General features: G+C 59.5%; 23 protein-coding genes. 11 read left to right on the top strand and 12 right to left on the bottom strand.

The window, feature by feature from the left end:
• Positions 1-6: 6 nt before the first annotated feature.
• The 6 genes from ACP7CJ_RS15815 to ACP7CJ_RS15790 all read right to left on the bottom strand — a co-directional run bounded on the left by ACP7CJ_RS15815 (position 7) and on the right by ACP7CJ_RS15790 (position 3,395).
• Entirely contained in the window at positions 7-246 is a 240-nt protein-coding gene (locus ACP7CJ_RS15815; RefSeq protein WP_247395979.1) for a BolA family protein, read from the bottom strand.
• A 114-nt stretch (positions 247-360) separates the two neighbouring features.
• A complete protein-coding gene (locus ACP7CJ_RS15810) occupies positions 361-666 on the bottom strand; it encodes an STAS domain-containing protein (RefSeq protein WP_276196537.1) in 306 nt (101 codons plus the stop codon).
• Positions 663-1,310 carry an MlaC/ttg2D family ABC transporter substrate-binding protein gene (locus ACP7CJ_RS15805; protein ID WP_276196536.1) on the bottom strand — a complete coding sequence of 216 codons (648 nt, stop codon included), beginning with the start codon at positions 1,308-1,310 and terminating at the stop codon, positions 663-665. The genes ACP7CJ_RS15810 and ACP7CJ_RS15805 overlap by 4 nt, the downstream gene beginning before the upstream one ends.
• A gap of 11 nt (positions 1,311-1,321) precedes the next feature.
• A complete protein-coding gene (gene mlaD, locus ACP7CJ_RS15800; protein ID WP_247395982.1) occupies positions 1,322-1,789 on the bottom strand; it encodes an outer membrane lipid asymmetry maintenance protein MlaD in 468 nt (155 codons plus the stop codon).
• Positions 1,789-2,586 (bottom strand): lipid asymmetry maintenance ABC transporter permease subunit MlaE, encoded by a 798-nt coding sequence (mlaE, locus tag ACP7CJ_RS15795; RefSeq protein WP_247395983.1) that lies wholly within the window; start codon positions 2,584-2,586, stop codon positions 1,789-1,791. Before mlaE ends, mlaD begins: the two co-directional genes overlap by 1 nt.
• A complete protein-coding gene (locus tag ACP7CJ_RS15790) occupies positions 2,586-3,395 on the bottom strand; it encodes an ATP-binding cassette domain-containing protein (protein ID WP_276196535.1) in 810 nt (269 codons plus the stop codon). The genes mlaE and ACP7CJ_RS15790 overlap by 1 nt, the downstream gene beginning before the upstream one ends.
• A gap of 315 nt (positions 3,396-3,710) precedes the next feature.
• Here ACP7CJ_RS15790 and ACP7CJ_RS15785 point away from each other — a divergent pair, with 315 nt between their 5' ends.
• From ACP7CJ_RS15785 to ACP7CJ_RS15740, 10 genes are all read left to right on the top strand, one after another.
• Positions 3,711-4,685: a KpsF/GutQ family sugar-phosphate isomerase gene (locus ACP7CJ_RS15785; protein WP_276196534.1), complete on the top strand. Its 975-nt coding sequence runs from the start codon at positions 3,711-3,713 to the stop codon at positions 4,683-4,685.
• A complete protein-coding gene (locus ACP7CJ_RS15780; protein WP_017738753.1) occupies positions 4,686-5,210 on the top strand; it encodes a KdsC family phosphatase in 525 nt (174 codons plus the stop codon).
• An 8-nt stretch (positions 5,211-5,218) separates the two neighbouring features.
• Positions 5,219-5,791, top strand: a complete 573-nt coding sequence (lptC, locus tag ACP7CJ_RS15775) for an LPS export ABC transporter periplasmic protein LptC (protein WP_276196533.1) — start codon at positions 5,219-5,221, stop codon at positions 5,789-5,791.
• Complete coding sequence (lptA, locus tag ACP7CJ_RS15770; RefSeq protein ID WP_247395988.1) at positions 5,778-6,311, top strand: lipopolysaccharide transport periplasmic protein LptA; 534 nt, start codon at positions 5,778-5,780, stop codon at positions 6,309-6,311. Before lptC ends, lptA begins: the two co-directional genes overlap by 14 nt.
• Positions 6,311-7,036, top strand: a complete 726-nt coding sequence (gene lptB, locus ACP7CJ_RS15765) for an LPS export ABC transporter ATP-binding protein (protein ID WP_049709979.1) — start codon at positions 6,311-6,313, stop codon at positions 7,034-7,036. Before lptA ends, lptB begins: the two co-directional genes overlap by 1 nt.
• 197 nt (positions 7,037-7,233) lie before the next feature.
• On the top strand, positions 7,234-8,727 hold the full coding sequence (locus ACP7CJ_RS15760) for an RNA polymerase factor sigma-54 (RefSeq protein ID WP_247395989.1): 1,494 nt from the start codon (positions 7,234-7,236) through the stop codon (positions 8,725-8,727).
• A 75-nt stretch (positions 8,728-8,802) separates the two neighbouring features.
• Entirely contained in the window at positions 8,803-9,108 is a 306-nt protein-coding gene (gene hpf, locus ACP7CJ_RS15755) for a ribosome hibernation-promoting factor, HPF/YfiA family (RefSeq protein WP_247395991.1), read from the top strand.
• Positions 9,109-9,120: 12 nt separating this feature from the next.
• Complete coding sequence (gene ptsN, locus ACP7CJ_RS15750) at positions 9,121-9,585, top strand: PTS IIA-like nitrogen regulatory protein PtsN (protein WP_247395993.1); 465 nt, start codon at positions 9,121-9,123, stop codon at positions 9,583-9,585.
• A gap of 2 nt (positions 9,586-9,587) precedes the next feature.
• Positions 9,588-10,445 (top strand): RNase adapter RapZ, encoded by an 858-nt coding sequence (gene rapZ, locus ACP7CJ_RS15745; protein WP_276196532.1) that lies wholly within the window; start codon positions 9,588-9,590, stop codon positions 10,443-10,445.
• 16 nt (positions 10,446-10,461) lie between these two features.
• Positions 10,462-10,734, top strand: coding sequence for an HPr family phosphocarrier protein (locus tag ACP7CJ_RS15740; protein WP_276196531.1), 273 nt, complete (start codon positions 10,462-10,464; stop codon positions 10,732-10,734).
• A gap of 38 nt (positions 10,735-10,772) precedes the next feature.
• Here ACP7CJ_RS15740 and ACP7CJ_RS15735 read toward each other — a convergent pair whose 3' ends face one another.
• The 6 genes from ACP7CJ_RS15735 to pmbA all read right to left on the bottom strand — a co-directional run bounded on the left by ACP7CJ_RS15735 (position 10,773) and on the right by pmbA (position 16,027).
• A complete protein-coding gene (locus ACP7CJ_RS15735; RefSeq protein WP_426100701.1) occupies positions 10,773-11,666 on the bottom strand; it encodes a ZIP family metal transporter in 894 nt (297 codons plus the stop codon).
• 33 nt (positions 11,667-11,699) lie between these two features.
• Positions 11,700-12,311, bottom strand: coding sequence for a superoxide dismutase (locus ACP7CJ_RS15730; protein WP_426100703.1), 612 nt, complete (start codon positions 12,309-12,311; stop codon positions 11,700-11,702).
• A gap of 1 nt (position 12,312) precedes the next feature.
• Complete coding sequence (locus ACP7CJ_RS15725) at positions 12,313-12,741, bottom strand: hypothetical protein (RefSeq protein WP_247395999.1); 429 nt, start codon at positions 12,739-12,741, stop codon at positions 12,313-12,315.
• A gap of 27 nt (positions 12,742-12,768) precedes the next feature.
• The gene (locus ACP7CJ_RS15720) at positions 12,769-14,145 is read right to left on the bottom strand and encodes a class II fumarate hydratase (RefSeq protein WP_426100705.1); all 1,377 of its coding nucleotides are present in this window, start codon (positions 14,143-14,145) and stop codon (positions 12,769-12,771) included.
• On the bottom strand, positions 14,138-14,533 hold the full coding sequence (locus ACP7CJ_RS15715) for a FagA protein (RefSeq protein ID WP_426100707.1): 396 nt from the start codon (positions 14,531-14,533) through the stop codon (positions 14,138-14,140). The genes ACP7CJ_RS15720 and ACP7CJ_RS15715 overlap by 8 nt, the downstream gene beginning before the upstream one ends.
• Before the next feature lie 147 nt (positions 14,534-14,680).
• The gene (gene pmbA / locus ACP7CJ_RS15710) at positions 14,681-16,027 is read right to left on the bottom strand and encodes a metalloprotease PmbA (RefSeq protein ID WP_247396002.1); all 1,347 of its coding nucleotides are present in this window, start codon (positions 16,025-16,027) and stop codon (positions 14,681-14,683) included.
• 108 nt (positions 16,028-16,135) lie between these two features.
• Here pmbA and yjgA point away from each other — a divergent pair, with 108 nt between their 5' ends.
• Positions 16,136-16,657, top strand: coding sequence for a ribosome biogenesis factor YjgA (gene yjgA, locus ACP7CJ_RS15705; RefSeq protein WP_247396003.1), 522 nt, complete (start codon positions 16,136-16,138; stop codon positions 16,655-16,657).
• Positions 16,658-16,695: the final 38 nt, after the last annotated feature.

Raw genomic sequence — 16,695 nt, 5'->3', positions numbered from 1 at the left:
GGGGGCTCAGGTGCGCTCGGCCCAGGCCGCGCGGCTGAAAAATTTCATAGTGACCGCATGGATGCTGCCATCGGTGATCCACGGGTTCAAATGGGCATAGACCTGCTGTTGACGCTTGACCGGGCTCAGCGCCGCCAGTTCATCGCTAATCAAATTCAGCTGGAAGTTGCAGCCTTCGCCTTCAACTTCTACGTTCGTTTCCGGCAGCTTTCCTTCAAGGAAGCTCTTAACTTCTAGGGCCTGCATGCTCAACCTCTATCGGCGCCCAGTGCGCACGGGTCGCACATCATACAAAAAAGCCCCGCGCCTGCGAACCCCGCATAGCAGGACTCTGACGGGGGGCTTCCTTGAAAATGTGTATTAAGGATGCGCCAACAGCTCGGTCAGACCGTAAACCTCGGCAATTTCACGCATGTCATCGGGCAGCGCACTTATGCTGACCGGTTTTTTGGCTGCCTCGGCATCACGTATAAAGCACAGCAGTAACGACAAACCGACGCTGCTGGACTTGCTCACCGCCGAGCAATCGAGCACCAGCGACGGCGCGGTGCTCGCTTTGATCAGCGCCTGCCCCTGCTTGCGCAAGTCCGGCCCGGTGCGGTAATCCAGCACACCGCTGAGGAACAACTCGCCGGCGTCGCCGATACGAACAGCCGCCTCGGTCATTGCGCGGGCTTCCCAGCAGCTTTATCGGTCTCTTCCTTGGCCTTGGCCACTTCACCAGCCCAACCATTGATGGTCTTGTCCAGGTCGTTGCCATTGCGCTGCATCGCATCAGCGAACTGGTCACGGAACAGCTTGCCGATGTTGATACCGTTGATGATCACGTTACGCAGCTTCCACTCGCCGCTGACCTTTTCCAACGTGTACTGCACAGGATAGATCGCGCCGTTGCTGCCCTTGACGGTCATGCCGACACTGGTGCGATCGCCCGACTCATCCTTGGCGGGATCGACAGTGATCCCCTGGTTGTTGTATTCGAGCAGGGCGTTACCGTAGAACTGGAACAGGCCCTTCTTGAAGTTTTCCTGGAATGTCTGCATCTGCGCGGGCGTGGCCTTGCGCGAATACTTGACCGTCATGATGCTGCGCGAAATACCTTCGGCGTCCACGACCGGGCCGACAATGGTATTGAGCGAGTCGTAAAACTTAGTCGGGTCTTGCTTGTACTGTTCTTTATTGGCGGTCAGGTCAGCCAACATTTTGCTGGTCGTGTCCTGCACCAGTTCGTGCGCAGAACCCGCCGCGTTGGCCATCAACGGCAGTGCTGCAAGCAGTACCAGCAGACCACGTCGCAAGGTAGAGATCATGAACAGAGTCCTCATTTGGCGTCTTTATTGACCGTATTGAGCAGGAATTTACCGATCAGGTCCTCAAGCACCAGCGACGACTGTGTGTCGTGGATGGTCGAGCCATCCTTGAGCAGAGCAGTTTCACCACCCACGCTGATCCCGATGTATTTCTCGCCCAGCAAGCCCGCAGTGAGGATAGACGCAGTAGAGTCGGTTGGTAGGTTATCTACCTTCTTGTCCAACTGCATCGTCACTCGCCCGGTGAAGCTGTCGCGATCCAGATCGATTGCCGAGACCTTGCCGATGGTCACACCGGCCATGGTCACTTTAGCTCTGACAGTCAAACCGGCGATATTGTCGAAGTACGCGTAAAGTTTATAAGTATCGGCGGTGGGGCTGGCCGAAAGGCCACTGACTCGCAGGGCCAGCAACAGTAAAGCCAGGATGCCAGCCAGCAAGAAAAGGCCGACACCGATTTCCACAGTGCGGTTTTGCATCAGAAGTCTCCAAACATCAAGGCGGTCATAATGAAGTCAAGGCCCAGTACCGCCAGCGAGGCGTACACAACGGTCTTGGTGGTGGCGCGACTGATCCCTTCTGAAGTGGGCTCACAGTCATAGCCTTGGAATACGGCGATCCAGGTCACGACAAAGGCGAAGACAATGCTCTTTATAATGCCATTGAGCACGTCGCCGTTGAAGGTCACGCTGTTTTGCATGTTGGCCCAGTAGGAGCCGTCGTAGACCCCCAGCCAGTCCACCGCAACCCATGAACCGCCCCAGATACCCACCACGCTGAAGATCATCGCCAGCAGCGGCAGGGAAATGAAGCCGGCCCACAGGCGCGGTGCAACAATGTACTTGAGCGGGTCCACACCGATCATCTCCAGGCTGGACAACTGCTCGGTGGACTTCATGTTGCCGATTTCGGCGGTCAGCGCAGAACCGGCGCGCCCGGCGAACAACAGGGCCGCGACGACCGGGCCGAGTTCACGCAACAGCGTCAGGGCGACCATCTGCCCCACCGCCTGTTCCGAGCCGTAGCTGGACAGGATATTGAAGCCTTGCAACGCCAGCACCATGCCGATGAAGAGCCCGGAGACCACGATGATCACCAGGGACATCACACCGACGGCGTGCAGTTGCTTGATTAGCAGACCGAAGCTGCCGCCAATGCCACCACGGCCGAGCAAGGCGTGGAACAGGAAAATCGTCGAACGGCCGAGCACTTCGATGATGTCGATGCCGGAACGACCGAAAAGGCGCACCTTCTCGATAAGAGATGTCTTGCGCATCAGCGCTTCCCCAGAAGATCTGAGCGGTAGTCCGCTGCCGGAAAATGAAAAGGCACCGGGCCATCGGGATCGCCGGTCATGAATTGGCGAATGCGCGGGTTGTCAGCGTTCATCAGTTCTTCCGGCGTTCCCTGCCCCAGCACCTGGCCATCACCGACCACATAGAGGTAGTCGGCGATGCTCGCGGTCTCGGCCAGGTCGTGGGAGACCACGATACTGGTAATCCCCAGCGCATCGTTGAGCAGGCGGATCAGGCGCACCAGCACGCCCATGGCGATCGGGTCCTGCCCCACGAAGGGTTCGTCATACATGAGAATCTGCGGATCGAGGGCAATAGCACGCGCCAATGCGACACGACGCTTCATGCCGCCGGACAGTTCGTCCGGCATCAGGTCGAGGGCTCCGCGAAGGCCCACGGCTTGCAGTTTCAGCAGCACAATGTCACGAATCATTTCATCGGACAGCTGAGTATGCACCCGCAGCGGAAACGCGACGTTTTCGAACACATCGAGGTCGGTGAACAGCGCACCGCTTTGGAACAGGACCCCCATGTGCTTGCGCGCATCGAACAGATCGCTGCGCGACAGCGTCGGCAGGTTCTGGCCATTGACCCATACTTCGCCGGCGTTGGGGCGCAATTGCATGCCCATCAGGCGCAACAGGGTGGTCTTGCCGCAACCGGAAGGCCCCATGATGCCCGTGACCTTGCCGCGGGGAATGCGAATATCGACGTTATTGAAGATGCTGCGCGTCCCGCGCTTGAAGGTAAGGCCCTTCAGCTCGACCGCGTAGGCGTTATCGGCACTCATCTAAACTCCTTGGGATGCAGCCTTTCACTCAGACACCACGTTTGCGACAAACGTTTGCAACGGTTGCGCAATATATAGTTAGCCACATGGGCTGGGTGGACCGAGCTGGCGGCGAACTATATCACTGCTGGTGCAGAGCCCCCAAGGCCGGAACAGCGCTTGTTCAGATTGGGGACAGGGAAAAAACGTTGCTGGCTATGTTACCGAGGAAGGAGTCTGAAGCGCCTGACGACTAAAGGCTGACGAACTTGCGTGAGGGAATTGATCATTACCGTTATAATCGCCGACTTTTCGTCAGGCTATACGATTTCAGACATGAGCCAATCCAGCGACCTTATCCAATCCGCACAACGCACCATCCGCCTCGAGCTTGAAGCCGTAGAAGGCTTGTTGGCCCATATCGACGCAGATTTCGTGCGCGCCTGCGAGATGATTCTGGCCAGCAAAGGCCGCGTTGTCGTGGTCGGCATGGGCAAGTCCGGTCACGTCGGCAACAAGATCGCCGCCACCCTGGCAAGCACCGGGACCACAGCGTTTTTCGTCCACCCGGCCGAAGCCAGCCATGGCGACATGGGCATGATCACCAAGGATGACATCATCCTCGCACTGTCCAACTCCGGCACCACCAACGAAATCGTGACCCTGCTGCCGCTGATCAAACGCCTGGGCATCCAGATGATCAGCATCACCGGCAACCCGGAGTCGACACTGGCCAAGGCCGCCGAAGTAAACCTGAATGTTCACGTGACCGCTGAGGCCTGCCCGCTGAACCTGGCACCGACCTCCTCCACCACCGCCGCGCTGGTCATGGGCGATGCCTTGGCCGTGGCGCTGCTGGAAGCGCGCGGTTTTACGGCGGAAGACTTCGCGTTTTCCCATCCGGGCGGTGCGCTGGGCCGACGCCTGCTGTTGAAAGTGGAAAACGTCATGCATTCCGGCGATGAACTGCCCCAGGTACAGCGCGGTACCCTGCTGAAGGACGCGCTCATGGAGATGACCCGCAAGGGCCTGGGCATGACCGTGGTCCTGGAAGCCGACGGACGCCTGGCCGGCGTCTTCACCGACGGAGACCTGCGCCGCACCCTGGACCGCACTATCGATATCCACACCGCCACCATCGATGCGGTGATGACCCCCCACGGCAAGACTGCACGCGCGGAAATGCTGGCGGCCGAGGCCCTGAAGATCATGGAAGACCATAAGATCGGCGCGCTGGTGGTGGTCGATGGCGACGACCGCCCGATTGGCGCCCTGAACATGCACGACTTGCTGCGTGCGGGAGTGATGTAAATGACCAGCGACCTGTTGCAACGCGGCAAACACATCAAGTTGGCGATTTTCGACGTTGACGGCGTGCTGACCGATGGCCGCCTTTACTTCCTCGAAGACGGCAGCGAATTCAAGACGTTCAACACCCTCGACGGCCAGGGCATCAAGATGCTCATGGCGGCGGGCGTGCAAACAGCGATTATCAGCGGTCGAAAAACCCCGGTTGTGGAACGCCGCGCACAAAACCTGGGGATTCCTCACCTGTATCAGGGCCGGGAGGATAAACTAGTCGTCTTGGACGAGCTGCTTGGCCAACTCAACCTAAGCTATGAGCAGGTTGCCTATCTGGGCGACGACCTGCCCGACCTGCCGGTGATCCGCCGGGTGGGCTTGGGCATGGCTGTCGCCAATGCGGCGGCATTTGTTCGCGAGCATGCCCACGGCATCACCACGGCCCGTGGCGGCGAAGGCGCCGCCCGCGAGTTCTGCGAGTTGATCCTGCGTGCCCAGGGCAGCCTTGAAGCGGCCCACGCCGCCTACCTATAGAGCGTTTTATGCTGAGCAAAAAGATTCGCAACTTCCTGCTATTCGGGGTCATCGCCGCGCTGCTCCTGGCGGTTGGCTACTGGAATATCAGCCCGGAGCGCTTTCTCGACCAGCCTGTTGCGCAGGCTGACCAAGGCGCTATCGACTATTACGCCACCAATGCCTACAGCGTGCAGTTCCTACCTGACGGCAAAGTGCAGTACGAAATGACATCGGACAAAGTCGAACACTTGAAGGCATCCGAAGTCACCCTGCTGACCAACCCCGACCTGAATCTGTACCGCGGCACCGAATTCCCCTGGCACGTCACCAGCAAGCGTGGCGAAGTCAACCCGGACGGCACCGAAGTGGAACTGATCGACTCGGTACGCGTCGCACGGACTGACGCGCAGAACCGCGACACCATCATTACCAGCAGTCGCATGACCGTATTCCCACAGAAGCAATATGCGCAGACCGAGCAAGACGTTAGAATCGACGGCGCTGGCGGTGTATCGACTGGCAAGGGAATGAAAGCGTATTTGAAAGAAAGCAGGATACACCTGCTATCGAACGTAAGAGGACAGTATGAGGCTCGTTAAAACCCTCCCTATTTTGCTCGGTCTGGGCGCAGCACTGGGAAGCGTGAGCGCCTGGGCTCTGCCGAACGATAGCCAGCAACCGATCCACATTTCGGCCGACGATGCACAGCTCGATGACAAACAAGGCGTCGCGACCTACACCGGTGGCGTGATCATTACCCAGGGCTCGATGAAGATCACCGGCAACACGGTGACGCTAACTCGCACCCCTGCTGGCGACATCGACGTTGTGACTTCCGTGGGCAACCTGGCTTACTTCGAACAGAAGCAGGCGCCCGCCGATACCGCACCAATGAAGGGCTACGGCAAAACCATCCAGTATCACGCCCAGCAAAACCGCATCGTGCTGATCGACCAGGCCAAGGTACTGAGCCCCGACGGCAACTCCACGGAAGGTGAAAAGATCACCTATGACACCGTGAAGCAGATCGCCAACGCCGGTCGCGCCAACGGCAGCAAGGTCACCGCACCACGCCCACGTATCGACATGGTTATCCAGCCGAAGAAGAAGGCCGAGTAATGGCAACCCTGAAAGCCCAGCATCTGGCCAAGGCCTATAAAGGCCGTCAGGTCGTGCGCGACGTCAGCCTGTCGATCGACAGCGGCCAGATCGTCGGCCTGCTTGGCCCCAACGGTGCCGGCAAAACCACTTGCTTCTATATGATCGTCGGCCTGGTTCAGGCAGACCAGGGTCGCGTGTTGATCGACGACCTGGACGTCAGCCACCAGCCGATGCACGGCCGCGCGCGCGCCGGTATCGGCTATCTCCCCCAGGAGGCGTCGATCTTCCGCAAACTGTCGGTCGCCGATAACATCATGGCGATCCTCGAGACCCGTAAGGAACTCGACCGCGACGGCCGCCGCAAGGAGCTGGAAAGCCTGCTGCAGGAGTTCCACATCAACCACATCCGCGACAACCTCGGCATGAGCTTGTCCGGTGGTGAACGTCGCCGCGTGGAGATTGCCCGCGCACTGGCCACTGCGCCGAAGTTCATCCTGCTGGACGAACCTTTTGCCGGTGTCGACCCGATCTCGGTTGGCGACATCAAGCAGATCATCCATCACCTCAAGGCCAAGGGCATCGGTGTACTGATCACCGACCACAATGTCCGCGAGACCCTCGATATCTGCGAAACTGCATATATCGTCAATGATGGGCAACTGATCGCAGAAGGCGATTCGGCCACTATTCTGGCCAACGAACTGGTCAAGGAAGTGTATCTGGGCCACGAGTTCCGCCTGTAAGCCTGCCGGTAGAAAATGGCGGTGGCAGGCCGTTCGCCAAGGTGCGCGGGAGTCAATGAAAACCTCCGGATTTTTATTGTTACCGCGCTCTAGGCAAAGCCCCCGATATCAGGCATATAATTTGCTTATGTTTGGCGCTCACGCGCCCTGTCGTGGATGGCGCATTGCGCCGGCGAATAAGGTGTTAAGCCCCTGCCATGAAACCATCGCTAGTCCTGAGAATGGGCCAGCAGCTGACGATGACACCGCAGCTGCAACAGGCCATCCGCCTGCTCCAATTGTCGACACTGGACCTACAACAGGAAATCCAGGAAGCCTTGGAGTCCAATCCGATGCTCGAACGCCAGGAAGAAGGCGACGACTTCGATAATGCAGACCCACTGGCCGACAACGTCGAGCAAAAACCCAATTCCGACGTGCAGGAACCCTCTTACCAGGAAACCGCCCCTACGGTGGATAACCTGGAGGAAGGCGAATGGAACGAACGCATCCCCAACGAACTTCCCGTGGACACCGCCTGGGAGGACGTCTACCAGACCAGCGCCAGCAGCCTGCCGAGCAATGATGACGACGAGTGGGATTTCACCACCCGCACCTCAGCCGGCGAGAGCCTGCAGAGCCACTTGCTGTGGCAATTGAACCTGGCGCCGATGTCCGACACCGATCGCCTGATCGCCGTGACCCTGATCGACTGCATCAATAACCAGGGTTATCTGGACGAGACGCTCGAAGAGATTCTTGAAGCCTTCGACCCGGAACTGGACATCGAGCTGGACGAAATCGAAGCCGTCCTGCACCGCATCCAGCAGTTCGAGCCCGCCGGCATTGGCGCACGCAACCTTAGCGAGTGCCTGTTGCTGCAATTGCGCCAACTGCCCGCCAAGACCCCTTGGCTCGCTGAAGCCCAGCGCCTGGTCACCGACTACATCGACCTGCTGGGCAGCCGCGACTACAGCCAACTGATGCGCCGCATGAAGCTCAAGGAAGACGACCTGCGCCACGTCATCGAGCTGGTGCAAAGCCTCAACCCGCGTCCGGGCTCGCAGATCGAGTCCAGCGAAGCCGAATACGTCGTCCCCGATGTAATCGTGCGCAAGGACAACGAGCGCTGGCTGGTGGAACTGAACCAGGAATCGGTGCCGCGCCTGCGGGTCAACCCGCAATATGCCGGTTTCGTGCGTCGTGCCGACACCAGTGCCGACAACACCTTCATGCGCAACCAGTTGCAGGAAGCGCGCTGGTTCATCAAGAGCCTGCAAAGCCGCAACGAAACCCTGATGAAAGTGGCCACCCAGATCGTCGAGCACCAGCGCGGCTTCCTGGAATACGGCGACGAAGCGATGAAACCCCTGGTTCTGCACGACATCGCAGAAGCGGTGGGCATGCACGAATCGACGATTTCCCGGGTAACGACGCAAAAATTCATGCATACCCCGCGGGGTATATATGAGCTGAAGTACTTTTTCTCCAGCCATGTCAGCACCTCCGAAGGCGGCGAATGCTCGTCCACGGCGATCCGCGCGATCATCAAAAAACTGGTTGCCGCGGAAAATCAGAAAAAGCCGTTGAGTGACAGCAAGATCGCTGGTTTACTGGAGGCACAAGGCATTCAGGTCGCCCGTCGAACCGTCGCCAAGTACCGCGAGTCCCTTGGGATTGCGCCTTCCAGCGAGCGTAAGCGTTTGATGTGACGGGCAGGCCACAGCGTTCCAGTGGCGGGTATTCCTACCCGTCGCTTTATGCACTGGCAACGAAGGAGAAGCTGTATGCAAGTCAATATCAGTGGACACCAACTGGAAGTGACCGAAGCGCTGCGCACTTATATCGGCGAAAAACTCAAACGAATTGAGGGGCATTTCGACAAGATCACCAACGTGCAAGTCATTATGACTGTCGAAAAGCTGAAGCAGAAAATCGAAGCCACCTTGCGTATACCCGGCGGGGAAGTCGTCGCCAATGCTGAGCATTCTGATATGTATGCCGCCATTGACGACCTGACCGACAAGCTGGATCGCCAAATCAAAAAGCATAAGGAAAAGCAGCAGAGCCTCCTTCAGGGCACCGGCCGCTAACACTCCCCACCCATGATCCGACTTGAAACCATCCTGACTCCCGGCCGTTCCGTTGTGAACGCGCCGGGGGGCAGCAAGAAGAAAGCCCTCGAACAGATTGCCAACCTGATCAGCAAACAAGTGCCTGAATTGGAGATGCAAGATGTCTACGAGGCTCTGATTGCCCGTGAAAAACTCGGCTCGACCGGTTTTGGTAACGGCATCGCCATTCCTCACTGCCGCCTCAAAGGCTGCGAGACACCTGTCAGCGCCCTGCTGCACCTGGACGCTCCCATCGATTTCGACGCCATCGACGGTGCGCCGGTCGACCTGCTGTTTGTGTTGCTGGTCCCGCAAGCCGCCACCGATGCACACCTGGAACTGCTCCGGCAGATTGCAAGCATGCTCGACCGCAAGGAAGTACGCGACAAACTGCGCAGCGCCAGCAGCAATGAGGCGTTGTATCAGGTTGTCCTGGATGAACAAAACGGGCATTAATCATGCGTTTGATCATCGTCAGCGGCCGCTCCGGCTCAGGTAAAAGCACCGCCCTCAATGTTCTTGAGGACAACGGTTTCTATTGCATCGACAACTTGCCCGCAGGCCTGCTGCCGGAGTTGGCGGAGCGCGCACTGATCCACACCGAACTGGCACAGCCGTTGGTGGCCGTTTCGATTGATGCCCGCAATCTGCCCAGCCACCTCTCGCGCTTCCCGGAACTGCTCGAGGAAGTCCGTGCCAAGCACATTCACTGCGATGTGCTGTACCTGGATGCCGACGAAGAAACCCTGCTCAAACGCTTCTCCGAGACTCGTCGACGCCACCCCCTCAGCAGCCCACACCGTTCGCTGGCCGAAGCCATCGAGGACGAGACCACGCTGCTGGGGCCGATCATTGACCTCGCCGACCTCAAGATCAACACCACCAGCCTCAACCTGTACCAACTACGCGATGCGATCAAGCTACGCCTGCTGAACCAGCCTGAACCCGGCACGGCCTTTCTGGTCGAGTCGTTTGGCTTCAAGCGCGGTATGCCGGTGGATGCCGACCTGGTATTCGATGTGCGCTGCCTGCCCAATCCTTACTGGAAGCCTGAGTTGCGTGATCAATCAGGGCTGGACCAGCCTGTGGCGGACTATCTGGCCGCGCAACCGGATGTCGAGGAGATGTTCCAGGACATCTCCAGCTACCTGCTCAAATGGTTGCCGCGCTTTGCCGCGAGCAATCGGGCCTATGTCACCATTGCCATCGGCTGCACCGGCGGCCACCACCGTTCCGTCTATCTGACCGAACGCCTGGGCCAGACGCTGCAACAAACCCTCAAGAACGTCCAGGTTCGCCACCGAGACCTTAGCTGAAAGGAACACCCCCGCGATGCCCGCTCTGGAAATTGAAATCATCAACAAGCTGGGCCTGCACGCCCGGGCCTCAGCCAAGTTCGTCGGCATCGCCGGGCAGTTCCCCTGCCAGGTCCGCGCTGGGCGCACCCCAGAATCCATGGTCGACGGCAAAAGCATCATGGCGATGATGATGCTGGCCGCCGGCAAGGGCACCAAGATTCATTTGAAGACGGAAGGCGAGCAAGAGCAGGAAGCGATGGACGCCCTGGTCAAGCTGATCAATAACTTCTTTGATGAGGGTGAATAAGCCCACCCTTTGAGACAGCGGCTGAAGCCGCAACAGCTTCAGCCCAGCGCGGTATCCATCACCATCATCAAACAGAACCCAATGCACAATCCCAGGCTGGCGAGCTGTTCATGGCCATTGCGCCGCGACTCGGGGATCACCTCGTGAGTGACCACCAGCAGCATCGCGCCGGAAGCCAACGCCAAGCCTAGCGGTAGCAACACTTCTGCCAGGCTCACCAACCAGGCGCAAAGCACGGCAAATATCGGCTCGACCAGACCCGAGGCCGCACCGATCAGGAACGCCTTGACCCGCGACATCCCTGCCCCGGCCAACACCAACGCAATCACTAGGCCTTCGGGCACATCCTGCAAGGCAATGCCCATGGCCAGGCTGTCGGCATCCGGCATACCGCCGCCCGCCGAAACGCCCACGGCCATACCCTCCGGGATGTTGTGCGCAATGATGGCAAATACGAACAGCCAGATGCGTGGCGGGATCACCGGGTGCTCCGGCGTGCCGACCAGCATTTCCGGGCTGGCACCGGAGACCTTGCGGTCGACCAGGTACAACCCGAACGCCCCCAGCAGGATGCCAACGCTGATCAAGCCACTCGCGCCCCACGGGGTGAGCCCCAGGCCTTCAGCCGCCGCAATGCCCGGTACGATCAGTGAAAACGCTGTCGCCGCGAGCATCACTCCGGCACCGAAACCCAGCAAGGTATCGCTCAACGCTGCCGGCATGCGCCGGATAACCAACACAGGCACGGCGCCCAACGCGGTGCCGAGCGCGCAGATCGCCCCACCCTGCAGGGCTCGCAGGATGCGCGGCTCCAAGTCCAGCCAGGCGAATCCTTGAGCCACCAGCAATGCAGTACCTGCCAATAGCAGCAGCGAGCCAAACGTATAACGAAACATTCGCACGCCGCTGATCGCCAGTGTTTCAGTGCCCATAGTCAGCCTTAAGTCTTGGTAGAGAGGGTGATATCAGGCCAGGGCGGCCTGGTAGCGGGCAGCAACTTCCGGCCAGTTGATAACCCTGTAGAAAGCATTGATGTATTCAGGCCGACGGTTCTGGTAGAGCAGGTAGTAGGCGTGTTCCCACACATCCAGGCCGAGGATCGGAGTGTTGCCGTTCATGAGCGGGCTGTCCTGGTTGCCGCTGCTCTCCACCACTAAGGTCTTTTGCGGGGTGACGCTCAGCCAGGCCCAGCCGCTGCCGAAGCGCGTCAACGCGGCTTTGGTGAAGGCGTCCTTGAAACTGTCGAAGCCGTCCAGTTGCTCATCGATCGCCTGGCCCAGCGCGCCCTCGGGTTTGCCGCCACCTTTGGGCGACATTACCGCCCAGAACAACGAGTGGTTGGCATGACCACCGCCTTGATTGATCACCGCAGCGCGCAGTTTCTCGGGCAGTTGCTGGACGCTCGATACCAGCTTATCTACCGGCCAGCCCGCAAACTCGGTGCCCTCCACGGCGGCATTGAGGTTGTTGATATAAGCCTGGTGGTGCTTGGTGTAGTGAATTTCCATGGTTTGCGCATCGATATGCGGCTCCAGGGCATCGTAGGCGTAAGGCAAGGCAGGCAAGGTGTAGGACATATCAGTGTGCTCCGTATTGAGGAGGGGTCGGTTGCGCCGCAGTACCGCCCAGCAAGCGATGGGTACGGGGGTATTCGCCGTAATCGCTGATGAAGTTCAACAGCTCGACGTAGGTTTTGCTGCTCTGGCGCAGCGCCGCATCACGCAGTTGCGGGCTCAGACGCCGGTCCTGCAGGGTCTGTAACAGGCGCTGGTGGATGGCGCAGAGGTATTCTGCGCTTTCTTCCGGCTGGTTCAGGCGCAAGTGCAGGTCCGCCAGGTTGTGATGGGAAATGACACAGGCGGCCACTGCTTCGTCGGCGTTCGCCCAGCGTTCGAACAACACTTGAGCCAGGGCCAGGGCCTGCAAATAGGCTTCGCGAGCGTCGACCAGTTCGCCCTGCATAAAGCAGCGATTGGCCCGTTCGATCGTGCGTTTCCAATGCTCCATGGTGAGCCTCCAAAGCAGGGTCGATGATTACACGCCGCCAGCCGTGAGCTTTTCCGGGTCCAGCAGGACCTCCAGTTGGCTGCGCGGCAAGTCCGTGTGTTCGAGGGCGACATCAATCACCGGACGACCTTGCTGATAGGCTTGCTTGGCGATTTCAGCGGCCTTTTGGTAACCAATGATCGGGTTGAGTGCGGTGACCAGGATCGGGTTGCGCGACAGCGCCTCCTTGAGCTTTGCCTCATTGACCTTGAAGCTGGCGATGGCCTTGTCCGCCAGCAGGCGGCTGGAATTGGCCAGCAGTTCGAGGCTGCTGAGCAGGTTCTGGGCGATGATCGGCAGCATCACGTTCAGCTCGAAGTTGCCGGATTGGCCGGCAATGGTGATCACCGTGTCATTGCCGATGACTTGCGCGGCGACCATGGCCGTCGCCTCCGGGATCACCGGGTTGACCTTGCCGGGCATGATCGAAGAGCCAGGCTGCAACCCCTCCAGTTCGATTTCACCCAGGCCTGCCAGCGGGCCGGAGTTCATCCAGCGCAAGTCGTTGGCGATTTTCATCAACGACACAGCGATAGCTTTCAACTGGCCGGAGACGGCGACGGCGGTGTCCTGGGAGCCGATCAACGCGAACAGGTTCTTGCCCGGGGTGAATTGCACGCCGGTCAAGCTGCTCAGTTGCTGGCTGAAACGCACTGCGAACTCCGGGTGCGCGTTGATCCCAGTGCCGACAGCCGTACCGCCCTGGGCCAGGGCTTGCAGGCTCGGCAGCAAGTCCTGTAGATGAGCGATATTGGCCTTGAGCTGCTGCGCCCAGCCATTGAGCACCTGACTCATGCGCACCGGCATGGCGTCCATCAGGTGCGTGCGGCCGGTCTTGATGAATGGGTGGACCTCTTCGGCCTTCTGTTCGATGACTTGCACCAGGTGCTGCAACGCCGGCAACGTTTGCTCATGCAGCACCAGCGCCGCGCTGACGTGGATAGTGGTTGGGATGACGTCGTTGCTGCTTTGGCCGCAGTTCACGTGATCGTTGGGGTTGACCGCCTCGCCGAGCAAACGGCTGGCCAGGGTCGCGATCACTTCATTGGCGTTCATATTGGAACTGGTGCCGGAACCGGTCTGGAAAATATCCACCGGGAAGTGCGGCATGAAATCGCCTTCCAGCAAGCCTTGAGCGGCATCGACGATAGCCTTGCCCTGCCCTTCGCTGATTTGCTTGAGGTCGACGTTGACCTTGGCCGCTGCAACTTTGGCCAGGATCAGCGCACGAATGAATGGCGCCGGCATGCGCTGGTGGCTGATCGGAAAGTTGTTCACCGCGCGCTGGGTTTGCGCGCCGTAGAAGGCCTCGGCGGGGACTTGCAGTTCGCCCATGCTGTCACGTTCGATACGGCTATTACTCATCGGAAGATCCTTGCACCCAGTCAGAAACGGAAATCGAAGGCAGCAATTCGCACGTCGCCAATTGCCAGGCAAAGCTCTGCCAGCGCTTGAGGCGGCAGGCACAGCGGGAGAGTTTTTCCAGGTCGCGCAGCGGGCGCCAGGCCTGGTCCAGGCACTGGGATCGCCAATGCCACGGCAAGGCGATGTCGGTGGCGGTGTCGATCAGCAGACGGAAGGCCGTTTCAGCGATCGTCCACGGATGGGTCGCGGTGCAACACGCGAGGTATCGACCTTCATTGAGGTAGTGTTCGATCAGGCGCGGCTCATTGGGATCGAGGCAGCAGCGAATCCGACGACTCATCCAACGCCAGCTTTCCAGGTAGGGGTCCTCATGCAGGACAGCACTCATGATCCGCACTCACTTGATAATGATATTTATTATTAAATGATATTGAGAATCAAAACAAGAGCGCCAAGCCAATCAACCTGAAACGCAGCCACAAAAAAGGCGCGCCATCTGCAAGATGGCGCGCCTTTTGGTGAAACGTCGGAAGGATTAGCTACCGGCGACCGTCATCCGCTCGATCAGGACCGAACCTGTACGGATATTGCTGCGCAGCTCCAAGTCGTTACCCACGGCAACGATCTGCTTGAACATGTCGCGCATATTGCCGGCAATGGTCACTTCCTGGACGGCAAACTGGATCTCACCGTTTTCTACCCAGAAACCCGCCGCACCGCGGGAATAATCCCCCGTGACCATGTTCAAGCCCTGGCCCATCAATTCGGTCACCAACAGGCCGCGCCCCATGCGCCGCAAAAGCGCCGCCTGGTCCTCTTCGCCGTGGGTCACGAACAGGTTGTGCACACCGCCAGAGTTCGCAGTGCTCGGCAGGCCGAGTTTTCGCCCGGCATAAGTGCCCAGCACGTAGGAGACCAACTCACCGTTTTCGACGAACGGCTTGGCATAGGTCGCCAGGCCATCGCCGTCGAACGACGAGCTGCCCATGGCACGCATCAGGTGCGGACGCTCATCGATGGTCAGCCACTCCGGAAACAGCTTCTGGCCAATCGCACCTTCGAGGAACGACGATTTGCGGTACAGGTTGCCGCCGGAAATCGCCCCCAGGAAACTGCCGAACAGGCCACCGGCCAGTTCGGCCGAGAACAGCACTGGCACTTCACAGGTCGGTACCGGGCGCGCGCCCAGGCGGCTTGCGGCACGTTGCGCAGCACGCCGGCCGATGCTGACCGGGTCGGCCAGCAAGTCACCCTGGCGGTTCACGTCGTACCAGTAATCACGCTGCATCTGGCCGTTGGCTTCGGCGATCATCACGCAGCTCAGGCTGTGGCGCGTCGAGGCATAACCGCCGATAAAGCCATGGCTGTTGCCATACACGCGGCAGCCCTGATGGGTGCTCAAGGTGGTGCCGTCGGCGTTCTTGATCCGGGGATCGGCATCAAACGCCGCCGCTTCGCAGGTCAGCGCCTGCTCGATGGCTTGTTCCGGGGTGATGTCCCAGGCATGGAACAGGTCGAAATCCTGCAGATCCTTGGCCATCAACGCCTTGTCGGCCAGACCCGAGCTTTCATCCTCAGACGTGTGCTTGGCAATCGCCAATGCGGCGGCCACCGTCTCGCGAATCGCCTCCGGCCCACTCGCCGACGTGCTGGCCGAGCCTTTGCGCTGGCCTACATACAAGGTGATGCCAAACCCCTGGTCGCGGTTGAATTCGACGGTTTCGACTTCCCGCTGACGCACCGACGTCGACAGCCCCTGCTCCAGGGACACAGCCACCTCGCAGGCACTGGCCCCCTGGCGCTTGGCCTCGGCAAGGATCTGCTCGACTTGTTCCTGCAGTGCCGGTAACGCTTGCGGACCGACGCTTTGGGCTGCACTCATGGTTTTCTCCACTCAAATTCTGCTTTCGGTTACGGCCATCGAGCGACCGGGCCGGACAAGCGGCCCCCGACTGGTTATCATGGCGGCGTTTCTTTGCGGACTGCCACCATGGTTGATTCTTACGACGACTCCCTCGATGGGGAGAAAAGCAAAACCCAGGTCAAACGCGAGCTGCATGCTCTGGTTGACCTCGGCGAGCGCCTTACAACGCTCAAGCCTGACTTGATTGCAAAACTGCCGCTGACCGACGAAATGCGGCGGGCTCTGCAGGATGCACCCAAGCACACCGCGAATATCGCGCGTAAACGGCACATCATGTTTATCGGCAAGCTGATGCGCGATCAGGACACTGACGCGATTCTGACCCTGCTCGATCAACTCGATGCCTCCACTCGCCAGTACAACGAACGCTTCCATAACCTGGAACGTTGGCGTGACCGCCTGATCTCGGGCGATGACGCGGTGCTGGAGAAATTCGTACTGGACTACCCGGACGCGGATCGCCAGCAACTGCGCTCCCTGATCCGTCAGGCCCAGCACGAACTGGCGCAAAACAAGGCGCCGGCCACCAGCCGTAAAATGTTCAAGTACATCCGTGAGCTGGACGAGACTCAACGCGGCCTGCGTTGATCCTCTTCCCCGGGTGGCGGTCTTCGCCACCCGAAGCT

Origin of the sequence: Pseudomonas sp. PSPC3-2, from assembly GCF_049897085.1 — a bacterium.
Classification (GTDB): domain Bacteria; phylum Pseudomonadota; class Gammaproteobacteria; order Pseudomonadales; family Pseudomonadaceae; genus Aquipseudomonas; species Aquipseudomonas paraveronii.
This window is presented reverse-complemented; position numbering and strand designations above follow the sequence as displayed.